At 50.8% G+C, this 18,313-nt stretch carries 26 protein-coding genes and 2 pseudogenes; 26 read left to right on the forward strand and 2 right to left on the reverse strand.

Going from position 1 to position 18,313, the window contains the following annotated elements:
* Window positions 1-89: 89 nt before the first annotated feature.
* The 11 genes and pseudogenes from ACQGXV_RS26455 (at window position 90) to ACQGXV_RS26505 (ending at window position 6,870) form a co-directional block, all read left to right on the forward strand.
* Complete coding sequence (locus ACQGXV_RS26455) at window positions 90-269, forward strand: DUF4222 domain-containing protein (RefSeq protein ID WP_440863688.1); 180 nt, start codon at window positions 90-92, stop codon at window positions 267-269.
* Window positions 262-1,098, forward strand: a complete 837-nt coding sequence (locus tag ACQGXV_RS26460; RefSeq protein WP_440867625.1) for a Rha family transcriptional regulator — start codon at window positions 262-264, stop codon at window positions 1,096-1,098. Before ACQGXV_RS26455 ends, ACQGXV_RS26460 begins: the two co-directional genes overlap by 8 nt.
* Window positions 1,095-2,048: a Rha family transcriptional regulator gene (locus ACQGXV_RS26465; RefSeq protein ID WP_440863689.1), complete on the forward strand. Its 954-nt coding sequence runs from the start codon at window positions 1,095-1,097 to the stop codon at window positions 2,046-2,048. Before ACQGXV_RS26460 ends, ACQGXV_RS26465 begins: the two co-directional genes overlap by 4 nt.
* Window positions 2,045-3,130 carry a conserved phage C-terminal domain-containing protein gene (locus ACQGXV_RS26470; protein WP_440863690.1) on the forward strand — a complete coding sequence of 362 codons (1,086 nt, stop codon included), beginning with the start codon at window positions 2,045-2,047 and terminating at the stop codon, window positions 3,128-3,130. Before ACQGXV_RS26465 ends, ACQGXV_RS26470 begins: the two co-directional genes overlap by 4 nt.
* Window positions 3,127-3,351, forward strand: a complete 225-nt coding sequence (locus ACQGXV_RS26475) for a PerC family transcriptional regulator (protein WP_440863691.1) — start codon at window positions 3,127-3,129, stop codon at window positions 3,349-3,351. The genes ACQGXV_RS26470 and ACQGXV_RS26475 overlap by 4 nt, the downstream gene beginning before the upstream one ends.
* The gene (locus ACQGXV_RS26480; protein ID WP_440863692.1) at window positions 3,344-4,009 is read left to right on the forward strand and encodes a phage N-6-adenine-methyltransferase; all 666 of its coding nucleotides are present in this window, start codon (window positions 3,344-3,346) and stop codon (window positions 4,007-4,009) included. Before ACQGXV_RS26475 ends, ACQGXV_RS26480 begins: the two co-directional genes overlap by 8 nt.
* Complete coding sequence (locus ACQGXV_RS26485; protein ID WP_440863693.1) at window positions 4,006-4,353, forward strand: chromosome partitioning protein ParB; 348 nt, start codon at window positions 4,006-4,008, stop codon at window positions 4,351-4,353. The genes ACQGXV_RS26480 and ACQGXV_RS26485 overlap by 4 nt, the downstream gene beginning before the upstream one ends.
* Window positions 4,350-4,668, forward strand: a pseudogene (locus ACQGXV_RS26490) (RusA family crossover junction endodeoxyribonuclease); the annotation flags it as partial. The gene ACQGXV_RS26485 and the pseudogene ACQGXV_RS26490, both read left to right, overlap by 4 nt.
* A 69-nt stretch (window positions 4,669-4,737) precedes the next feature.
* Entirely contained in the window at window positions 4,738-5,427 is a 690-nt protein-coding gene (locus ACQGXV_RS26495; protein ID WP_440863694.1) for a phage antirepressor KilAC domain-containing protein, read from the forward strand.
* On the forward strand, window positions 5,424-6,449 hold the full coding sequence (locus tag ACQGXV_RS26500; RefSeq protein WP_440863695.1) for a DUF968 domain-containing protein: 1,026 nt from the start codon (window positions 5,424-5,426) through the stop codon (window positions 6,447-6,449). Before ACQGXV_RS26495 ends, ACQGXV_RS26500 begins: the two co-directional genes overlap by 4 nt.
* The gene (locus ACQGXV_RS26505) at window positions 6,442-6,870 is read left to right on the forward strand and encodes an antiterminator Q family protein (RefSeq protein ID WP_440863696.1); all 429 of its coding nucleotides are present in this window, start codon (window positions 6,442-6,444) and stop codon (window positions 6,868-6,870) included. Before ACQGXV_RS26500 ends, ACQGXV_RS26505 begins: the two co-directional genes overlap by 8 nt.
* A 139-nt stretch (window positions 6,871-7,009) precedes the next feature.
* On the opposite strand, the gene ACQGXV_RS26510 is transcribed toward ACQGXV_RS26505, so the two are convergent.
* On the reverse strand, window positions 7,010-7,294 hold the full coding sequence (locus ACQGXV_RS26510) for a HigA family addiction module antitoxin (protein ID WP_440863697.1): 285 nt from the start codon (window positions 7,292-7,294) through the stop codon (window positions 7,010-7,012).
* A complete protein-coding gene (locus ACQGXV_RS26515) occupies window positions 7,294-7,572 on the reverse strand; it encodes a type II toxin-antitoxin system RelE/ParE family toxin (RefSeq protein ID WP_440863698.1) in 279 nt (92 codons plus the stop codon). The genes ACQGXV_RS26510 and ACQGXV_RS26515 overlap by 1 nt, the downstream gene beginning before the upstream one ends.
* A 259-nt stretch (window positions 7,573-7,831) precedes the next feature.
* Here ACQGXV_RS26515 and ACQGXV_RS26520 point away from each other — a divergent pair, with 259 nt between their 5' ends.
* The 15 genes and pseudogenes from ACQGXV_RS26520 (at window position 7,832) to ACQGXV_RS26590 (ending at window position 18,258) form a co-directional block, all read left to right on the forward strand.
* Window positions 7,832-8,086, forward strand: coding sequence for a hypothetical protein (locus tag ACQGXV_RS26520; protein ID WP_440863699.1), 255 nt, complete (start codon window positions 7,832-7,834; stop codon window positions 8,084-8,086).
* Window positions 8,087-8,260: 174 nt separating this feature from the next.
* Window positions 8,261-8,533: an HNH endonuclease gene (locus ACQGXV_RS26525; RefSeq protein WP_440867626.1), complete on the forward strand. Its 273-nt coding sequence runs from the start codon at window positions 8,261-8,263 to the stop codon at window positions 8,531-8,533.
* A 5-nt stretch (window positions 8,534-8,538) separates the two neighbouring features.
* Complete coding sequence (locus ACQGXV_RS26530) at window positions 8,539-8,793, forward strand: HP1 family phage holin (RefSeq protein WP_440863700.1); 255 nt, start codon at window positions 8,539-8,541, stop codon at window positions 8,791-8,793.
* Complete coding sequence (locus ACQGXV_RS26535; RefSeq protein ID WP_440867627.1) at window positions 8,793-9,320, forward strand: lysozyme; 528 nt, start codon at window positions 8,793-8,795, stop codon at window positions 9,318-9,320. The genes ACQGXV_RS26530 and ACQGXV_RS26535 overlap by 1 nt, the downstream gene beginning before the upstream one ends.
* Before the next feature lie 33 nt (window positions 9,321-9,353).
* Complete coding sequence (locus ACQGXV_RS26540) at window positions 9,354-9,476, forward strand: hypothetical protein (protein ID WP_440863701.1); 123 nt, start codon at window positions 9,354-9,356, stop codon at window positions 9,474-9,476.
* A gap of 246 nt (window positions 9,477-9,722) precedes the next feature.
* Window positions 9,723-9,944: a hypothetical protein gene (locus tag ACQGXV_RS26545; protein WP_440863702.1), complete on the forward strand. Its 222-nt coding sequence runs from the start codon at window positions 9,723-9,725 to the stop codon at window positions 9,942-9,944.
* A 252-nt stretch (window positions 9,945-10,196) separates the two neighbouring features.
* Entirely contained in the window at window positions 10,197-11,531 is a 1,335-nt protein-coding gene (locus ACQGXV_RS26550; protein WP_440863703.1) for a colicin E3/pyocin S6 family cytotoxin, read from the forward strand.
* 8 nt (window positions 11,532-11,539) lie between these two features.
* Window positions 11,540-11,785, forward strand: a pseudogene (locus ACQGXV_RS26555) (colicin E3-like toxin immunity protein); the annotation flags it as partial.
* Between the two features lie 550 nt (window positions 11,786-12,335).
* The gene (locus ACQGXV_RS26560; RefSeq protein WP_440863704.1) at window positions 12,336-12,686 is read left to right on the forward strand and encodes an HNH endonuclease; all 351 of its coding nucleotides are present in this window, start codon (window positions 12,336-12,338) and stop codon (window positions 12,684-12,686) included.
* Between the two features lie 146 nt (window positions 12,687-12,832).
* Window positions 12,833-13,306, forward strand: coding sequence for a phage terminase small subunit P27 family (locus ACQGXV_RS26565; RefSeq protein WP_440863194.1), 474 nt, complete (start codon window positions 12,833-12,835; stop codon window positions 13,304-13,306).
* On the forward strand, window positions 13,306-15,063 hold the full coding sequence (locus tag ACQGXV_RS26570) for a terminase large subunit (RefSeq protein WP_440863195.1): 1,758 nt from the start codon (window positions 13,306-13,308) through the stop codon (window positions 15,061-15,063). Before ACQGXV_RS26565 ends, ACQGXV_RS26570 begins: the two co-directional genes overlap by 1 nt.
* The gene (locus tag ACQGXV_RS26575) at window positions 15,060-15,218 is read left to right on the forward strand and encodes a hypothetical protein (RefSeq protein ID WP_440863196.1); all 159 of its coding nucleotides are present in this window, start codon (window positions 15,060-15,062) and stop codon (window positions 15,216-15,218) included. The genes ACQGXV_RS26570 and ACQGXV_RS26575 overlap by 4 nt, the downstream gene beginning before the upstream one ends.
* Window positions 15,208-16,437 carry a phage portal protein gene (locus tag ACQGXV_RS26580; RefSeq protein ID WP_440863197.1) on the forward strand — a complete coding sequence of 410 codons (1,230 nt, stop codon included), beginning with the start codon at window positions 15,208-15,210 and terminating at the stop codon, window positions 16,435-16,437. The genes ACQGXV_RS26575 and ACQGXV_RS26580 overlap by 11 nt, the downstream gene beginning before the upstream one ends.
* Window positions 16,430-17,029 (forward strand): HK97 family phage prohead protease, encoded by a 600-nt coding sequence (locus ACQGXV_RS26585; RefSeq protein WP_440867358.1) that lies wholly within the window; start codon window positions 16,430-16,432, stop codon window positions 17,027-17,029. The genes ACQGXV_RS26580 and ACQGXV_RS26585 overlap by 8 nt, the downstream gene beginning before the upstream one ends.
* A gap of 8 nt (window positions 17,030-17,037) precedes the next feature.
* On the forward strand, window positions 17,038-18,258 hold the full coding sequence (locus tag ACQGXV_RS26590) for a phage major capsid protein (protein ID WP_440863198.1): 1,221 nt from the start codon (window positions 17,038-17,040) through the stop codon (window positions 18,256-18,258).
* The last annotated feature ends 55 nt before the right edge of the window (window positions 18,259-18,313 follow it).

Here is an 18,313-nt window from a genome sequence, read left to right on the forward strand (position 1 = left end):
TATGAACGGATGATAAAGGGGCTCTGGACCTCCTGCAACCACAGGCGGGTGAGGGGAATTGTGGGTGTGATTAACCGCAGGGGGTTGGTGTGGACGAACAAGTCACAGAACTCGACAGGCGTTACCTCGATTCATATGGAAAAGTCGTCCACGTTATCGGATACGACCGTCAAAACGAGCGCGTTATTTTCATGCGAGAGGGCTATGAGCATGAATGCGTTCAACCTCTGTGGCATTTCAAAGCAAAGTTTAAGAGGCAAGATGAATAATCTTGATCTGGTGAATTTCGGGCGCTATAGTTCCCATGCATCGAGCAAAGTCGGTGCCGGGATTTGCAACCCGGAATTCATTGGAGCGCACAACCGCGCTAAAAGCGGTTTTTTTGTGTGTGAAGCACGACAACACCTTTTTCGCATTATGGTGGGGCGTGCAGGGCAGCCGCAAGGCTGGCCGGGTTCTCCGATGACCGGTATTGCAAACCCTGTACGTCTCACCACCATTGAGATTTGCAACTCTGGTGGTGGGGTTTATAACCTATCATCGGAGGCTGCCATAATGGCTACTATCCCCACCCTCGCTCAACCTGAAATCACTGCCGTAGACGGTCGCGCCGTCACTACCTCAATCGCTATCGCTGAGTATTTCCGCAAGCTGCATAAAAACGTCATCCAGAAAATCGAATCCTTAGAGTGCTCACAGAAATTTAGCGAGCTGAATTTTCAGCCCGTTGAATACATCGACGCCAAAGGTGAACGCCGCCCAGCCTACCAAATCACCCGCGACGGTTTTGCATTCCTCGCTATGGGTTTCACCGGCAAACGCGCCGCTTTGTTCAAAGAGGCATATATCACCGCTTTTAACACGATGGAGCAGGCGCTGATTAAACAGCCGTATCAGGCAGACCCTCGCTTTGACGCTATCCTGACCGACGCACGTCGCCTGCATGACAATCTGGGAATAATCATGGGCATCTGGGCTGATAACGTTCAGCCGCTCAACCCACCGATAGTGGTAAGCGGCACGATTATGGACTCTTATCACCGTTCCGGCCTCATAGCTGGCGGGATAGAGCGCGTAATACGGGGGGATAGAAAATGAGTGCGCTGATTCAATTACTTGACCGCCCAATTGCCTATAACCCAGCTTTTGCAAAGCTGAGGGCAGGGCCAGTTAATGCGTCCAACCTCTGTGGCATTTCAAAGCAAAATTCAAGAAGCCACATAAATAACCTTGAACACGTGAATTTCGGGCGCTATAGTTCCCGTGCAGCGGAAAAATCCGCTGCCGGGCGTGGAAACCCGGGATTCAACTTAGAGCACAACCGCGCTCATTGCGGTTTTTTTGTGTGCGATGCACGGCTACACCTCTCAATGGTGGGGCATGCAGGGCAGCCGAAAGGCTGGCCGGGTTCTGAGTTGACCGGTATTTCCACCCCTGTACGTCTCACCACCCATGAGCGTGGAAACTCTGGTGGTGAGTTATTAAAACTCAACTCAGAGGCTGCCATTATGGCTACTATCCCGACCCTCGCTCAACCTGAAATCATTGCCGTAGACGGACGCGCTGTCACCACCTCTCATGCTATTGCTTGCTATTTTCGAAAGCGACACGATAACGTTATACGGTCAATTACTAACCTTGAATGTTCCTCTAAATTCGCTGCCCTCAATTTTGAGGCGAGTGAATATATCGATCCAACCGGACGAAAACTACCTTGCTACCAAATCACCCGTGACGGTTTCGCTTTTCTCGCTATGGGGTTTACCGGGAAACGCGCCGCTGTGTTCAAAGAGGCGTATATCACAGCCTTTAACGCCATGGAGCAGGCGCTGATTAAACAGCCGTATCAGGCAGACCCTCGCTTTGACGCTATCCTGACCGACGCACGTCGCCTGCATGACAATCTGGGAATAATCATGGGCATCTGGGCTGATAACGTTCAGCCGCTCAACCCACCGATAGTGGTAAGCGGCACGATTATGGACTCTTATCACCGTTCCGGCCTCATAGCTGGCGGGATAGAGCGCGTGTTGCGAGGTAAACAATGAGCCGCATATTTGACGTTGTTCAGGCTATGTCTGGGCAAAAAAATATGATCGTCATTCCTCGGCCCTACCTTGAGTTTTTCAAGAGGGAGCAGCAGGCACATGCGCTGGCTGCCGTTCTCAATCAACTAGTTTTCTGGTCTGGTTGTTCAACCCGTGATGATGGGTGGTTTTACAAGAGCCACAAGGAGCTGGGCGACGAGGTTGGCGGATTAAGTGACGATCAAATAGGGCGAGTGGTAGACAAGATCATCAAGAAGCTGTTACCGGGTGTTATTGAGACTACTAACCGGAAAGTAAACGGTACTCCAGTCAAGCATTACCGTATCCAAGAAGATGCATTAATTGCTGCCATATTCCCGCCAACGCTGGATTCCGCAGAATCGCGGAATGGAAACCGCGAAGTTGCGGAACCCGATCCGCAGAATCGCGGAATCGAAACCGCAGAATCGCGGAATGAGAGCCGCGAAGTTGCGGAATCTTATCTCTATCCAGATCAATACACAGATCAGGACTTACAGATCAAAAAAGACTCTTGTCAGGCTGAACCGCCTGACGACCCAGATCAACGGGTTTTGGACCATTTCAACAAGGTAACTAACTCCGGCTATCGGGATGGCAAAACCACGATGGGATACATCCGTGGGCGACTTGCTGAGCCCGATTATGTCGCGGAGGACTTGATTCAGGTAGTGGATTACCTGACGGCAAAATGGCTTAACGATCGCAAGATGTGCGACTACCTGCGTCCCAAGACAGTTTTTGCCCCAGAAAACTTCCCAGAGTATTACGACAAGGCCCGCAAATGGCATGTCAGCGGTCGCCCCGAGTGCGTCGATGGGAAATGGATCCGACCAGGGGATATGTCCGCGGTTCCGGTTGATGTCTCCGAACGTGACGCCGCCTATCGCCGTTTCATTGGCAGCGCATTACCCGCCAAAAACCCCAGCCAGATAGAAATTCAGGTGCGTACAGAGGCCAGTAAAGCTGGGCTGAAATCTGCGAAACCAGAGTTTGCCATGAGTCGCTGGAATTCCATCTGGAAAGACGTCACCCAGCGCCAGCAGGGAGGAAAAGCAGCATGATGACCGACGATATCGCATTAGCCGAAAAGTTGGAAAGTAAACGCCTGTGGCGCAGAGCAGCACGTGTATGGCTGACGGTACTTGACCAGACCGAAGGGGTGCAAGCGCGTGCTGAGGTGGTCCACCGCCGTAAGAAATGCCAGATCAGCGCAAACGGACTAAGAAGCCAATACAGCGGCATCAGGGTGATGACGGCAGCGGGAGGCGTGCTCAATGACTGACTTTTCCCAAACCGGGTATGTGCAGGCACTGAACGCCTACAAGGCAGAAACCGCGCATGAACTCAAGGATGTTGGCGATCAGTGGTGTACTCCCGATCCGCTGTTCTGGGGAATCAATGCCATGTTTGGCCCGTTGGTATTGGATCTGTTCAGCGACGGTGAAAACTCGAAGTGTGAAGCCTTCTACACCGCAGAAGATAACGCACTGGCGCAAGACTGGTCCGCGCGTCTGGTTGAACTGAACGGTGCCGCGTTCGGCAACCCTCCATACTCCCGCGCCAAACAGCACGAAGGGCAGTACATGACCGGCATGCGTCACATCATCGATCATGCTATGGCAATGCGTGATTTGGGCGGTCGCTATGTGTTCCTCATCAAATCCGCTACGTCCGAGGTTTGGTGGCCTGAACAGGCGGACCACATCGCGTTTATTCGTGGCCGCATTGGTTTCGATCTGCCGACCTGGTTCATACCCAAAGACGAAAAACAGGTAGCAACCAGCGCCTTCTTTGCTGGCGCTATCGCCGTTTTTGACAAGCAATGGCGCAGTCCAGCGATTGCCTATATCGAGCGTGATCGGCTGTTTGCCCAGGGTGAAGCATTCATGGCGCAGATCCGCAGAGAAGCTGCACGACTGGCGGTGAGGGCCGCAGCATGATCAAAGGCCCACTCATTAGCAGCCAGCGTTACCTTGATCGCGCAAAAGTTGTAGACAAGGCATATCGGTTTACCCGCTTCTACGTTGAAGTCTATCCAGTAGTGCTGCGTGGTAAGCAATACACACTGATCATGGATGGTCACCACGGCTACGCAGCAGCAAAGCTGGCAGGTGTAGAGCCAACCTACCGCCCGATCCGTACGAAGTTGGTGAAGATATTTAAAGGCATGACACAACGGGAAATTGAAGTATTCCTGATCAATAACATCACAGACAGCCATTTGTATTACGTGGAAAGCGGTGAAGTTGTTGAGGAATTGGCTATGCCAGAGGCGGGCGTATGAAATTGACTCTGCCATTCCCTCCCAGCGTAAACAGCTACTGGCGCGCCCCGAACAAAGGGGCGTTAACAGGTAAGCATCTGATCAGTGCAAACGGTCGTAAATACCTCACTAACGCCGTTGCTGACGTAGTGGAACAACTAAAGCGCTATCCCAAACCACAAACCACGTACCGATCTGGTATCGGTGAAAGTCATCCTCATGCCACCAGATAGAAAGCACCGTGATCTGGATAACTACCTGAAGGCGTTATTCGATTCCCTTACCCATGCGGGTATTTGGCTGGATGACAGCCAGGTAAAACGGATGCTGGTGGAGTAGGGGCCGGTAACGCGTGGCGGCAAAGCTGAAATAACCATCGACACATTTTAAGGAGGCATCATGAGCATGTTAACCAATGTGAAAAATGATCCGGGCTTTCTTGCGATGAGCAGCCTTGAAATTGCCGGGTTATGTGAAAAGCGTCATGACCATGTGATGGCTGATATACGCAATATGCTGGAACAGCTCAATATTCAATCTCCCGAGTTTTCGGGAGATTATCGGGATGAGCGCGGGCGCAGTTATCCCTGCTATCACTTACCTCGTGATTTGTGCCTCACGTTGGTATCTGGTTACAGCGTAGTGCTGCGTAAACGCATCATCGATCGCTGGCTGGAATTGGAGAAAGGGCAAACGCCGCAGGTGCCACAGTCTTTACCCGAGGCGTTACGCCTTGCTGCGGATCTGGCAGAGAAGCAGCAAAAGCTGGAAGCTGAATTGGCGGAAGCAGCCCCCAAAGTGGAATTTGTTGATCGGTATGTCACTGCCACAGGCTCCATGACGTTCCGTCAGGTGTGCAAGCTTTTGAACGCCAAAGAACCTGAATTCCGCCTGTTCCTGCTTGATAAACACATCATGTACCGGCTGAACAATATTCTAACCCCTCATCACCAACACATCGCGTTAGGGCGCTTTGAGGTGAAGACCGGCACAACCAATGCCAGCAACTACGCATTCAGTCAGGCTCGTTTCACAGCGAAGGGCGTCAAGTGGATTGCAGGGTTGTGGGTCGAACACCTGGCGAGGGCGGCATGAGAGCACTGTTTAACCCCGTCATTGTGCCAGAGCTGGGGCAAGTCATATTACGCCCCGGTAAAAACCTTCTGCCGTTATTCCATCGTCGCGTGCTGGTGGTCAGTGAACCAGAGGAACTTAAAGAGCTTCCCTCCGGTTTGCTGCCGAATCAGGAACAGCAACTGGGTAATGATCCGCGCTGGCGTCCATTCCTGACCAACGAGCGTGTGATTAATGCCGCTGGTGGCACTGATAGCCTGATTTACTGGCTGGATCAGTCAATCGTGTGTCAGCGCGAAAGTGACTACCACGCCAAGAACTTCACCACCATGAGATACGGGCATAGTGCCATTCGGCTGTGCTGGCATTGTGATAACCAGGTTCACGGGCATAACTCACCGGCGCTTGATGAACTGGCAGATCGGAGTGCGGCTGAGTGGGTAATTAACCAGGCCCGTATCTGGCTGGCATTGCCGGAAGGTCATCAGGTGACAGCACATGAGATTAGTTGGTGGGCTGTAGTAAAAAAGGCCTCTGACCTGCTGCCCGAGCATGCCATTCGCATCAGTTTGCGCATGCCAGCCCCAGAGGAGAAGTCTGGGGCAAAAAAGGAATCTGACGTCGTTTGGGAAACACCTATACACGACATCATTGGCGAGCGTATAGAACAGATTAAACCCATTATCGCGCTGGTGGAGGATGACGAGCCACCAGCAGGTTTTATGCTGCGTCCAAAGTTAAAGCGTCTGGAGTGTGAGAAGTACACCCGCTGGGTGAAGTCACAGCAATGTGCATGCTGTGGCGCTCCTGCTGACGATCCGCACCACGTAATAGGGTACGGGCTTGGCGGAATGGGTACAAAAACGCATGACCTGTTTGTTATCCCCTTGTGCCGCCGTCACCACGACGAGCTACACAGGGATGTAACAGCCTGGGAAGCAGAATACGGCAGTCAACTGCTGCTATTTGTCCAGACCTTCAACCGTGCATTGGGGATCGGGGCTATTTCAATCGGGAAATTAAAAGGTGTAGAGGATGCGTGATATTTCGATGGTGTTGGAGCGCTGGGCAGGATGGGCAGCAAGCGATGGCAGTGGCGTTGACTATTCGCACGTTGCGGCTGGTTTTAAAGGGCTTTTGCCACAAAAGAGTGGTATACGGTTGTCGTGCTCTGATGATGATGGGCTGGTCATTGAGAAATGCATGGCACGTCTGAAGGAAAAACGGCCTGATGAGTATCACCTGCTTGTTGCTCACTATCTTTACCAGATATCAAAACGCAAGCTGGCCCGCTGGCGCAAACGCGATGAGAAAGTGATTCGAATTGAGATTCAGATGGCGGAGGGATTCATTGAAGGGTGTCTTGCTGTGTTGGATGTGCGGCTGGAAATGGACCCAGAGGTAGAAATTCCACAAAATTCGCATAAAACGTTATCGCGGTCCGCAAATTGTGTATTAGTGTAATAAGAGTGGTCGCAGGGTATGAGGGCTTATTCATAGTGATTGTTCTGAATTGAGCATAAAAAAGCCACTATTGCAGTAGTGGCTTTGGATGTCATTCAAGCCACTGCTAACGCGGTGGCTTTTTCATTTGTAGGCTTTATCATGCTGCAACGAGTTTGTGTAGTGTTGATGTATCAATTGTTTGTTGAACAACCCACAAGCTGTAATTACCTTGCAGATTAAGCCAAAATTTAGGCGAGCTACCCAGCACAGTAGACAGCTTTACAGCCATTTCAGGGCTAACTGCAGCATTACCGACAACCAGTCGTTGCGCGGTGGATGGTGCAACGCTAAGTGCGCGAGCAAGCTCACGAATGCCGACGCCCAGCTCTTCCAGTGTTTCGGCGATAATTTCCCCCGGGTGCGGGGGGTTATGCATAGCCATCAGTGATAATCCTCATAGTTAACGATGTAAGCATTTCCATCGACGAACTCAAATGTAATACGCCAGTTTCCCGTTACCGAAATTGACCACTGTCCTTTTCGATCCCCTGCCAACGAGTGGAGATTGTAGCCAGGGCGGTCAATATCGTTTATGTCATCTGCTGCATCGATAGTTGCGAGTCGCAATCTGATTTTCCCTGATTGCTTGGCATCTATTCCCACGGTAGAGCCTTTTTCAAAGAACTGGCGCAATCCTTTGTGCTTGAAGCTCTTAATCATTAATCACTTTCCTGCTGTTGCGTGATGAGAAACAGTATATCAGTTGTTTCGTGATGCGCGACATTTATTTTTGCATTTAGCGACCGGTACTCAATTCCTCATACCCCTGTAGCTCTTTGCCGGATCGCTTTCCTCTTTCAACCACACAGCGCCCACTTAGCGGCGGTGTTAACTAAATTCTGCCAATAAGGGGCACCCGAAAAGCGGCATCGTCACCGCCTTTGGCAGAGCCATTATGACTGTGCCAAGGCGAGGCATTATGAAAGAAATATCTCATTATGATTTAAAAAGAATTGTTTCATATGATCCTGATAGTGGGCTTTTTAAAAGGAAAGTCGCTTTCAGGAAAACACACCCCATTGGTTCTGTCATTGGCACGTTTGATAAGGACGGATATTTACGTGGAAGCGTGCTAGGTAAAAAATTTCAATTACATCGCCTAGCATGGTTCTATCATTACTGCCAATTCCCATTGCGATGCATTGATCATATAGATAATGGCTTTGTTGAATAATTTAAGATACTGATTTATATAAGCATTATAAAATTTCAACGACTAATTTTTCCTCTCGGAATGCTTTTTATTGTGCTAACTATTTGATTTGTCGTTCTAACAAAATACATTCTCTGTAAATGCATTCTAACTAAAGAAGATGTAAATCAAACTGTTAAATTATTCAACAAAGCCATAGATAATAACAAACAAAACAATAGAATCAAAAATTTAAGGTTGGCAAGTAAATCACAAAATGGAGCAAATAGAGGTCTTCAGAAAAACAATACATCTGGATTTAAGGGGGGTTATTGGTCTGATAGATCGCAACGATGGGTGGTTTACATAAAGAAGAATAAAAAACCGATTTATATCGGGTCATTCAAAAGCAAATTAGAGGCTGCTGCGGCATATGATGACGCATTTATTGCAGCGTTCGGAGCTTTTGCAAAAACTAATTTGAGCTAAAGGCTATGACACGAATGAGCACACTCTACAGCAGGCTTTCATACGGAACGGGGACGGGCTTAATGGGCCTTGGGGCATCTGCCAGAGCCTACGCCGCATCGACTAAAGAGAGCGTCTTGCTGCTTGCGGACAAAATGGCCGGGTTAAGCCTTGGTGACTGGGCGATCATTGTCGGTATGGTCTGCACAATCGGCACCTTTGCTATCAACTGGTACTACCGCAGGAAGGAGTATCAACTGAGGGAAAGAGGAAGTGCATGATGTCAAAAGCAAGCAAACTCAGCGCGGCAATGCTGGCGCTAATCGCTGCCGGCGCGTTAGCCCCGGTGATGATGGCGCACTTCCAGTCTGAAAAAGAGGGTATGCGCATAAACGCTTATATTGACGGCGGCGGCATTTGGACGATTTGCGGTGGTGTGACACGGGTCGACGGCAAGCCGGTAGTGAAGGGGATGAAGCTGACCGCTGAGCAGTGCGCAAAGATTGACGCCATTGAGCAGAGGAAGGCGCTCGATTGGGTGGACAGCAACGTTAACGTGCCGCTCACTGAGATTCAGAAAGTCGGCATCGCTTCCTTCTGTCCGTGGAACATTGGACCCGGTAACTGCTTTCCTTCAACGTTCTACCGCAAATTGAATGCTGGTGACCTTATCGGTGCCTGTAAAGAGATAAAGCGTTGGATTTGGGACGGTGGGAAAGATTGCCGTATCCGCTCAAACAACTGTTACGGGCAGATAGAACGGCGTGACCAGGAGTCAGAGCTTTCGTGCTGGGGATTGGGCGCATGAGGCTATATTTCTACGCCGCTCTCGCTGCCCTTATTGCTGCATTGTCTTTCGGCGTCTACTACTACCACGGCAAATATAGCCAAGCGACATTATTTTGATAACAGCCAGCTATGCTTCTTTGCCGCATATCAGGGCATAGGATGTAATCATTTTTAAGTCGGTTGGCTATACAGCACCGAACAAGGCAAAACAGAAAGGCTGACGCAAGAAACGGCGGGCCAATCGTCAGTCATCGCTAAGCAGGCTTTCGAATTTAACCGCTTCAACCAGATATCCCAGCAAGCCAGCCAATGCGCTACCAACATCAAGGCCAAATCAGATGAGCGACAAATCATTATTCGGACGGTGGTCAGGAAAGACCCGGTTAGCGGCCGGTGCGTACCTGATGATGTTGCTGGCCGGTTGCTCGACTATACGTACCATTTACGTGCCAGCGCAATGCACGGCGATACCGGCAAACCTGACACAACCAGTGTTAGCGCCATTGCCACCGCCTGCCGATTGACATACGCGCAGGCTGTTTACTGGATTGATCCGCTGCTGACTGCGATTGACCAGGCGAATAGCCAATTGGCAGGCATTCGGCAGATTGAGGTGGAGAGAAAGAATTTACCCGACGAGTAGATACAGATTTGTTCAACTGCAAAGGCAGGCGATCAATTCTTAATGGCTGTGATGACAGCAAGTGGCGGCGCAACGTCGAGAGACGCGGCAATGCTGCGAAACATGAGGCTCGGTTAATCCGGGCCTTTTTGTGTCCGCAATATTCCCGCGCACCAATAGCGCATCTAAAAACACCGAAAACCTGGCGTTGACGTCGTGTCAGAACAGGTTTTCTGTACAAATATACAGCATCAATATAAGGAGCGTTATCTGATGGCTGACGAAGAAGAAAAAACCACGAGAAAAAAACGCAGTCCCGGTGGCTATGATAGCCATAATCTCGGGGGCCATACCACGCATCATGGTGACGGTACCGCCACCACAACCGATAATCGTGGCTCAATAAGCCACTATTCCGGCAGTGATCGCCGCTCTAGCAGTCATACTCACCGTGGCGGTGGCAATGGTGGCGAGCGTGGAGACCGACATCGACATCAAGGCCCGAATAACGCCGAGATAGCGGCTCAACGGGCGCGTTATCAGCAGGCTCACGCCTTGTTGAGTCAGGTAAAGACACTTTCCCTGTCCGGGGCGATGATAACGCCTGAGGCACTGGCCCACCCTGTCCCGGTTTTCTCGGTCGCCGGCGTGGGCAGCATTGCCCTCACCGACATCTCTACCGCGGCTTTGCTGGCCGGATTGCGCACGGCTATCAGTGCATTAGCCAGCGCAGGCGCGGAAATCGCCGCAGCGACACCAATGGGATTTTTGGTCGCTTCAGCTTTTTATTCGCCAAAGGTCGGTATCGGCAGTGACAAGGTGCCGGGCAGAACCCCTGAAAATTTCTTTTCACTGGCGCTCCCCGCTCAGGTGATGAATTTACCGGATAAAACAGCCCTGGCGCAGGCAGCAGATACCTCGGGTACAGTAAACATGCCGGTACGCGGTGTATTAACCGCTGAAAAAGCGATTGACATCAAGGTGGTCAGACATCCTACCGTACAGCCTGTCAAGGTGGTGAAAGCAAAATACGATGTCAGTACCGGACTGTATGTCCATGACGTTGTCGAGGTACCGGGTGGAAAACTGGTGACAACACCACCGGTAATGGCCGATATTCCCTCATTGGGACCGTTGATAACGCCAATCGCTGACGTGCCCGTCACCGTGCATACCGGCGGCGAAAGCCATCCCCCTGCGGTGCCCATCACCCCCTTTCCTGACGCCTTTGATTCAGTCAACCGGGATATTATACTGGTCTATCCCGACGATGCGGGGATGGAGCCGGTCTATGTGATGTTCAACAAGCCCCGAAAAGGCGCAAAACCCGCCGGGCATGATTATCATCCGCATCCTGAAACAGAAGAAATCACTGGATTTTCGGGTCTTATTCAGAAAAATCCAAAGACACCTAAACAGGGTGGTTCAGGAAAAAGAAGCCGTTGGATTGATGATAAGGGTCGTACTATTTACGAATGGGACTACCAACACGGCGAACTGGAAGGTTATCGGGCCAGTGATGGCGAGCATATTGGCAGCTTTGACCCTAAAACCGGTCAGCAAAGCAAACCCGCAGTACCGGGGCGCAACATTAAAAAATATCTGTGAGGTGGGGTATGGGATTAAAATTAAATTTAGAATGGTTTGATAAATCAACAGAAAATTTAGTTGCTAAAGAATATTCGCGTGACTTACGTGACGATGGCTCTGTGATTGAACAGTTAGGCTTGCCGATTGAAGACAATGTCAATAATGGCACGTTTGACGTTGAATCGCATTGGATAAATATACTACAACCCTATTTTAAGCATCAGATTCAGTCTGAAAAATATAATTATTTTGTTTCGTTTGTCTATCGAGACGAATGGCCGAAAGACATGCGTACCTTACGCTGGGATTTGCACGGACACCCTTCTGCCCATGAGCAGAACGGAAGCTGGCACATGACAGTAACCCCGGAGATAAGCGGGGAAATTCTACGCGCCAGTTATCAATATCATGGAAACCGCTTACCCAATGCCATGATGCGGGTGCATCTGCTGGGCGGCACCTTCGACTGTGATTTGGGTCATGTGGGAACCACCCTATCCTTTACCCCCAAAAACAGACAGTTAACCCAAGGTCAGGCGTTTGAGGTGGTGCATCCGGTTACCCCCACCCGGCACCGGCATAAATCCCTGAAATTTATCGGGCCTATGCCATTGATTATAGAACTGGCGGTGCGTATTGAGGGCTAAATAATCACCAAAGTCACTGTTACTAAAAGAAAAACCCGCCAAAAAAATAACAGGCGGGTTTCCGTGGTGTGTGGCGAAAAAGAGAAAAGGTAAAACGAATAAAGAGCGAATAGCTTTTGTTGTATCTGTCCATTAGCGCCTGGCATCTGCCGGGCTTTTCTTTATGAGGTCTCTCATGCCAGCGCTAATACCTCGTGCCTGCCGTAAGCGTGGTTGCCCAGGCACAACAACTGATCGCTCAGGCTACTGCGAGAAGCATAGGCATGAAGGTTGGCAGCAACACCAACAAGGCAAGAGCAGGCATGAGCGTGGTTATGGTCGCCCGTGGGATATCATTCGTGCTCGCATCCTGAAGCGTGACAATCATCTGTGTCAAGAATGCCTACGCAATGGCCGTGCAGTAGAGGCTAAGACGGTTGACCACATCAACGCTAAGGCGCATGGGGGTACCGATGATGATAGCAATCTTGAATCACTTTGCTGGTCCTGCCATCACTCGAAAACAGGGCGTGAACGCTTCAAATGATAGCGATTCTCATCAAGGGGAGGGGGAGGGGAAATCTCTACAGCCCTGTCGCTCCAGTACCGCCGCCTAGCCTTTCTTCACATCGCCGCAGGTTAGAAACTTTTTTTTGGGGTTCCCCATACGATGATTAATAGGAGTTTTCGATTATGTCTGGACCACCGAAAACCCCGACCCATCTACGTTTGGTGAGGGGTAACCCATCAAAACGCCCGATCAACAAAAATGAGCCGCAACCGACAAAAGGGGTCCCCCCAACGCCGAAGCATTTTACCAAGCAAGGTAAGTACTGGTTTAAGCGATTGGGCGATCAATTAGCAGGGATCGGCGTACTCACAGCGCTTGATGGAAAGGCGCTTGAAATGTTGGTCGACGCCTACGTTGACTATCGACTTATTAAAGAAACGCTGGAGCGCGAGGGCGCGACAAAAGAAATCACCACCACTACTGGTGATGTCAGGGTTAAGCCGAGCGATTTTTTTGGTGAGAGCCGAGAAGCCAGAAAAGAAGTCCGAGGTTGGCTTCAGGAATTTGGCATGACGCCATCCAGCCGATCAAAAGTAAATGTGGGTGATCCGGGCGAGAGTGATCCTCTTGCTGAATTTCTTAACGCGAGGGATTAATGGCAAACGTTGCTGATGGTATTCGCTACGCTGAACGTGTCGTGGCGGGGGATATTATTGCCTGCGAGTACGTGCGCCTGGCATGCCAGCGTTTTCTTGATGACTTAAAGCATGGCGAAGCCCGTAACATTTATTTCAGCGAGCCACGCGCACAACACATCCTCAATTTTTATAAGTTCGTACCACACGTTAAGGGCAATCTGGCTGGACAGCCCATCGAATTGATGGACTGGCATGTGTTTATTCTGATCAATATCTTCGGCTTTGTTATACCGCTGATGGATGAGCAGACCGGGGAGGTCGTGTTACGCAACGATGGCAGCGGACGCCCGGTGATGGTACGCCGCTTCCGCACTGCCTATAACGAGGTGGCGCGCAAAAACGCCAAATCAACGCTGTCCTCCGGTATTGGCCTGTATATGACTGGCGCTGACAGCGAAGGGGGTGCCGAGGTCTATTCAGCGGCCACCACGCGCGATCAGGCCCGCATTGTGTTTGAAGATGCGAAAAACATGGTCAAAAAGGCCAAGGCGACGCTCGGCAGGTTGTTTGAATTCAACAAACTTGCCATTTACCAGGAACAAACAGCGTCAAAGTTTGAGCCGCTCTCATCGGATGCCAACAACCTCGACGGACTCAATATTCATTGTGGCATTGTCGATGAGTTGCACGCGCACAAAACCCGCGACGTGTGGGACGTTCTGGAGACGGCAACCGGCGCTCGCCTGCAATCATTACTGTTTGGCATCACCACGGCGGGGTTCAATAAAGAAGGTATCTGTTACGAACTGCGTGATTACGCCATCAAGGTGTTGCACGGCTATAACAGCGCGGTCGAGGGTGCAGTAAAGGACGATACGTTTTTTGCCATTATCTACACCCTGGATAAAGACGACGATCCCTTTGATGAGACCGTCTGGCAGAAAGCCAATCCCGGACTTGGCATCTGCAAGCGCTGGGATGACCTGCGGCGGCTGGCTAAAAAAGCCAAAGAGCAGGTTTCAGCCCGCGTTAACTTTTTCACCAAGCACATGAATATCTGGGTGACCGCTGAGTCTGCCTGGATGGACATGATTAAGTGGGAGAAGTGTGAATACCTTGCCCCACAACACGAACTGAAGACCTACCCGATGTGGGTGGGGGTCGATCTGGCGCATAAAATCGATATTTGTGCCGCCGTCAAACTCTGGCGGGCAAACAATGGCCATGTGCATGCTGATTTTAAGTTCTGGTTACCCGAAGGGCGGTTGGAGCGATGCTCTGCACAAATGGCGCAGATGTATCGCAAGTGGGCAGATCTCAGCAAGTTAGCGCTGACTGACGGCGACGTTATTGACCATGCACAAATCAAAGCCGACCTTCTGGAATGGATTAATGGAGAAAACCTGAGAGAGACAGGTTTTGACCCGTGGAGCGCCCTGCAATTCAGCATTGCGATGCGTGATGATGGTGTAGCGATGGTGGAAGTCCCTCAAACGGTCAAAAATTTCTCTGAAGCGATGAAAGAGGTTGAAGCGCTGGTTTACGGTGAACGTTTTCACCACAGCAATCACCCGGTCATGAACTGGATGATGTCGAACGTGACCGTTAAGCCGGATAAACATGACAACATTTTCCCCAACAAATCGACACCCGAAGCCAAAATTGACGGTCCCGCCGCATTGTTTACTGCGATGAGTCGGCTACTGGTCAATGGTGGTAATGAAATCGACTTCCTTTCAACGCTCGATCCTGATGAAGACCTGTTGATGCTATGAAATCACTGATTACTGATGTTATCGGGCTAGCCGGTTTCGGTTCGCTCACCGCTGGCGTGTATTTGCAATTTGGGGTGTCCGTGGCATTGATGCTGACTGGTGTCCTGTTGCTTATTTTTGCGCTGCTGGCTGCAAGGGGGAGAAATGCTGCTTGATGCCTTGTTTCGCAACGAACCGCTGGAGAGTCCTGCGACACCGATCACCGGTGATGCAGCAGAAACAGACAATATTTTTGGCCGTGACGTTTTTGTGAGTCCCGAAACGGCCATGAAACTGGCTGCGGTTTATGCCTGTATCTACGTCATCTCATCAAACATTGCGCAGATGCCCCTGCATGTGATGCGCAAATCAAATAACAAGGTGGAGCCAGCGCGAGATCATCCTGTTTTTCACCTGGTACATGATGAGCCGAACGACTGGCAGACCAGCTACAAATGGCGCGAGCTGAAACAGCGCCATATCCTCGGTTGGGGAAATGGCTATACCCACATAAAGCGCAATCGCAGGGGCGAAGTTATCCAGCTTGAAGCGTGCATGCCGTGGGAAACCACGCTGCTGAATACTGGCGGGCGCTACACCTACGGTGTTTATAACGACGAAGGTTCATTTGCTATTAGTCCGGAAGATATGGTGCATATTCGGGCGCTGGGCAACGATCAGAAGATGGGCGTCAGCCCTGTACTACAGCATGCTGAAACCATCGGCATGGGCATGAGTGGGCAGAAATATACCGAAAATTTCTTCAGTGGAAATGCCCGCCCTGCCGGGATCGTGTCGGTTAAAGGGCCACTGAATAAAGACAGCTGGGGGTGGCTGAAAGACCAGTGGCAGAAGGCCACTGCCATGCTGCGCAGCCAGGAAAATAAAACTATGCTGCTGCCTGCTGACCTTGACTATAAAGCGCTGACCATTTCTCCGGTCGATGCCCAGATCATCGACATGCTGAAGCTCAATCGCTCGATGATCGCCGGGATATATAACGTACCCGCACACATGATTAACGATCTGGAAAAGGCGACATTTTCCAACATCACCCAGCAAGCCATCCAGTTTGTGCGTTACACCATGCTGCCCTGGGTGACGAACTGGGAGCAGGAGCTAAACAGACGTTTGTTTACGCGTTCCGAGAGAGCTGCCGGATATTACACCCGTTTTAACCTCACTGGCCTGCTTCGCGGTACTCCGCAAGAGCGTGCGCAGTTCTATCACTTTGCTATCACTGATGGCTGGATGAGTCGTAACGAAGCCCGCGCCTTTGAAGACATGAACCCTGTGGATGGGCTGGACGAAATGCTGGTGAACGTTAATGCAGCCAACCCTGCCAGCGATTTTAAAACCACGAAAAATGATGATGGGGATAACACCAATGAATGATCGTGAATTGCGTTGCTATAGCGGCGAAGTTCGCACCGAACAGACGGGGGACGGACCAGCATACATTATCGGTTACGGCTCTGTTTTCAATTCCCGATCCGAACCGCTATGGGGTTTTCGGGAAATCATCAAGCCGGGGGCGTTTGACGATGTGCTGAACGACGATGTGCGAGCGCTGTTCAACCACGATGCCAATTTTATTCTTGGTCGCTCAACAGCAGGAACACTGTTTGTGGCTGTTGATGATAAAGGGTTGCGCTATGACATTACCGCGCCCGATACGCAGACGATCCGCGATCTGGTTTTGTCACCCATGGCTCGCGGCGATATCAGCCAGTCCTCCTTTGCTTTCCGTGTCGCTCGTGACGGGGAGCACTGGTACGAAGACGAAGAGGGGATTGTTCTTCGTGAAATCACCAAGGTTTCCCGACTATTCGATGTCAGCCCGGTGACGTACCCGGCGTATCAAGAGGCCGATTCCGCGCTGCGTTCTATGGCGGCATGGCAGGAGGCGCGTGATAGCGGCGCAATACAGAAAGCTATCAATGAAAAAATGGCGCGTGAGCGTCTCCTTAATTTGATAAATGCGTGAGGAAAGACATGAAATATCATGAACTGAAGCAAAAACGTAACACCATCGCCACCGATATGCGCGCCCTGCATGACAAAATCGGTGAAAACACATGGACTGATGAGCAGCGTACTGAGTGGAATAAAGCCAAGTCTGAACTGGACGGTCTGGATGCGCAGATTGCTCGTGAAGACGAGTTGCGCCGTCAAGATCAGTTGTATGTTAATGACAACGAGCAGGAACAGCGCCAGCAAAATAATGGCGATCCGGCTGCGCAAGCTCAAGAAAAACGCGTTGCTGCGTTCGATCGCTTCCTGCGTAATGGTTTTGCCGAATTAACCAGTGAAGAACGCCAGGCATTGAAAGAATTGCGCGCTCAGGGCACTACGCCAGATGCAAAGGGTGGCTACACCGTCCCAACGCAGATGCTGAATAAGATTGTCGATTCAATGAAGGCTTACGGCGGCATTGCCAGCGTAGCGCAGATTCTCAACACATCTAATGGTCAGGACATCACCTGGTCAACGTCTGACGGCACTTCTGAAGAAGGCGAATTGCTGGGTGAAAATACCGAGGCATCGGAAGAAGATGTGAGCTTTGGTACAGCGATCTTGGGTGCAAAAAAACTGTCATCCAAAATCATTCGCGTCTCTAATGAATTACTGCAAGATAGCGGTGTTGATATTGAAGCCTATTTAGCTGGGCGCATCGGGCAGCGCATTGGGCGCGGTGAGGCCAAATATCTGGTACAAGGGACGGGCGCTGGTGCTCCGGTTCAACCGAAAGGACTTGTAACGTCCGTGACGGGGACGGTTAATACCGCTGCCGCTGCTGCATTTACATGGAAAGAGATGAATAGCCTCAAGCACGCCATTGACCCCGCGTATCGAGGTGGACCTAAATACCGCTGGGCGTTCAACGATTCAACACTCCAAATCATCGAAGAGATGGTTGATGATCAGAAGCGCCCGCTATGGCTTCCTGATATCGTCGGCGGTTCTCCCGCTACGATTCTGAACATTCCATACGTTATCGATCAGGCTATCGGCAGCATTGCAGCGGGTAAAAAGTTCGCATTCCTGGGAGATTTTAACCGCTTCATCATCCGCCGAATCACGTACATGACGCTTAAGCGCCTGGTTGAACGCTACGCTGAGTACGACCAGACTGCATTCCTCGCGTTCCATCGCTTTGACTGCGTACTGGAAGATGTCGCGGCTATTAAGGCGCTGGTGGGCAAGCCCGCATAAGGCACAATCACTGTACTGACAACGTTTACCGCTTAGGCGGTTTTTTCATGACCGC

The sequence above is a fragment of the Symbiopectobacterium purcellii genome, assembly GCF_052050035.1.
Classification (GTDB): Bacteria; Pseudomonadota; Gammaproteobacteria; order Enterobacterales; family Enterobacteriaceae; genus Symbiopectobacterium; species Symbiopectobacterium purcellii_A.

Excerpts from the sequence above, each read along its gene's own strand:
- ACQGXV_RS26475 (WP_440863691.1), top strand. The coding sequence starts at position 3,127 with ATGATGACCGACGATATCGCATTAGCCGAAAAGTTGGAAAGTAAACGC.
- ACQGXV_RS26520 (WP_440863699.1), top strand. The coding sequence starts at position 7,832 with ATGAAAGAAATATCTCATTATGATTTAAAAAGAATTGTTTCATATGAT.
- ACQGXV_RS26460 (WP_440867625.1), top strand. The coding sequence starts at position 262 with ATGAATAATCTTGATCTGGTGAATTTCGGGCGCTATAGTTCCCATGCA.
- ACQGXV_RS26550 (WP_440863703.1), top strand. The coding sequence starts at position 10,197 with ATGGCTGACGAAGAAGAAAAAACCACGAGAAAAAAACGCAGTCCCGGT.
- ACQGXV_RS26530 (WP_440863700.1), top strand. The coding sequence starts at position 8,539 with ATGACACGAATGAGCACACTCTACAGCAGGCTTTCATACGGAACGGGG.
- ACQGXV_RS26495 (WP_440863694.1), top strand. The coding sequence starts at position 4,738 with ATGTTAACCAATGTGAAAAATGATCCGGGCTTTCTTGCGATGAGCAGC.
- ACQGXV_RS26505 (WP_440863696.1), top strand. The coding sequence starts at position 6,442 with ATGCGTGATATTTCGATGGTGTTGGAGCGCTGGGCAGGATGGGCAGCA.
- ACQGXV_RS26515 (WP_440863698.1), bottom strand. The coding sequence starts at position 7,572 with ATGATTAAGAGCTTCAAGCACAAAGGATTGCGCCAGTTCTTTGAAAAA.
- ACQGXV_RS26570 (WP_440863195.1), top strand. The coding sequence starts at position 13,306 with ATGGCAAACGTTGCTGATGGTATTCGCTACGCTGAACGTGTCGTGGCG.
- ACQGXV_RS26485 (WP_440863693.1), top strand. The coding sequence starts at position 4,006 with ATGATCAAAGGCCCACTCATTAGCAGCCAGCGTTACCTTGATCGCGCA.
- ACQGXV_RS26535 (WP_440867627.1), top strand. The coding sequence starts at position 8,793 with ATGTCAAAAGCAAGCAAACTCAGCGCGGCAATGCTGGCGCTAATCGCT.
- ACQGXV_RS26480 (WP_440863692.1), top strand. The coding sequence starts at position 3,344 with ATGACTGACTTTTCCCAAACCGGGTATGTGCAGGCACTGAACGCCTAC.
- ACQGXV_RS26565 (WP_440863194.1), top strand. The coding sequence starts at position 12,833 with ATGTCTGGACCACCGAAAACCCCGACCCATCTACGTTTGGTGAGGGGT.
- ACQGXV_RS26580 (WP_440863197.1), top strand. The coding sequence starts at position 15,208 with ATGCTGCTTGATGCCTTGTTTCGCAACGAACCGCTGGAGAGTCCTGCG.
- ACQGXV_RS26585 (WP_440867358.1), top strand. The coding sequence starts at position 16,430 with ATGAATGATCGTGAATTGCGTTGCTATAGCGGCGAAGTTCGCACCGAA.
- ACQGXV_RS26575 (WP_440863196.1), top strand. The coding sequence starts at position 15,060 with ATGAAATCACTGATTACTGATGTTATCGGGCTAGCCGGTTTCGGTTCG.
- ACQGXV_RS26560 (WP_440863704.1), top strand. The coding sequence starts at position 12,336 with ATGCCAGCGCTAATACCTCGTGCCTGCCGTAAGCGTGGTTGCCCAGGC.
- ACQGXV_RS26590 (WP_440863198.1), top strand. The coding sequence starts at position 17,038 with ATGAAATATCATGAACTGAAGCAAAAACGTAACACCATCGCCACCGAT.
- ACQGXV_RS26510 (WP_440863697.1), bottom strand. The coding sequence starts at position 7,294 with ATGGCTATGCATAACCCCCCGCACCCGGGGGAAATTATCGCCGAAACA.
- ACQGXV_RS26465 (WP_440863689.1), top strand. The coding sequence starts at position 1,095 with ATGAGTGCGCTGATTCAATTACTTGACCGCCCAATTGCCTATAACCCA.
- ACQGXV_RS26470 (WP_440863690.1), top strand. The coding sequence starts at position 2,045 with ATGAGCCGCATATTTGACGTTGTTCAGGCTATGTCTGGGCAAAAAAAT.
- ACQGXV_RS26500 (WP_440863695.1), top strand. The coding sequence starts at position 5,424 with ATGAGAGCACTGTTTAACCCCGTCATTGTGCCAGAGCTGGGGCAAGTC.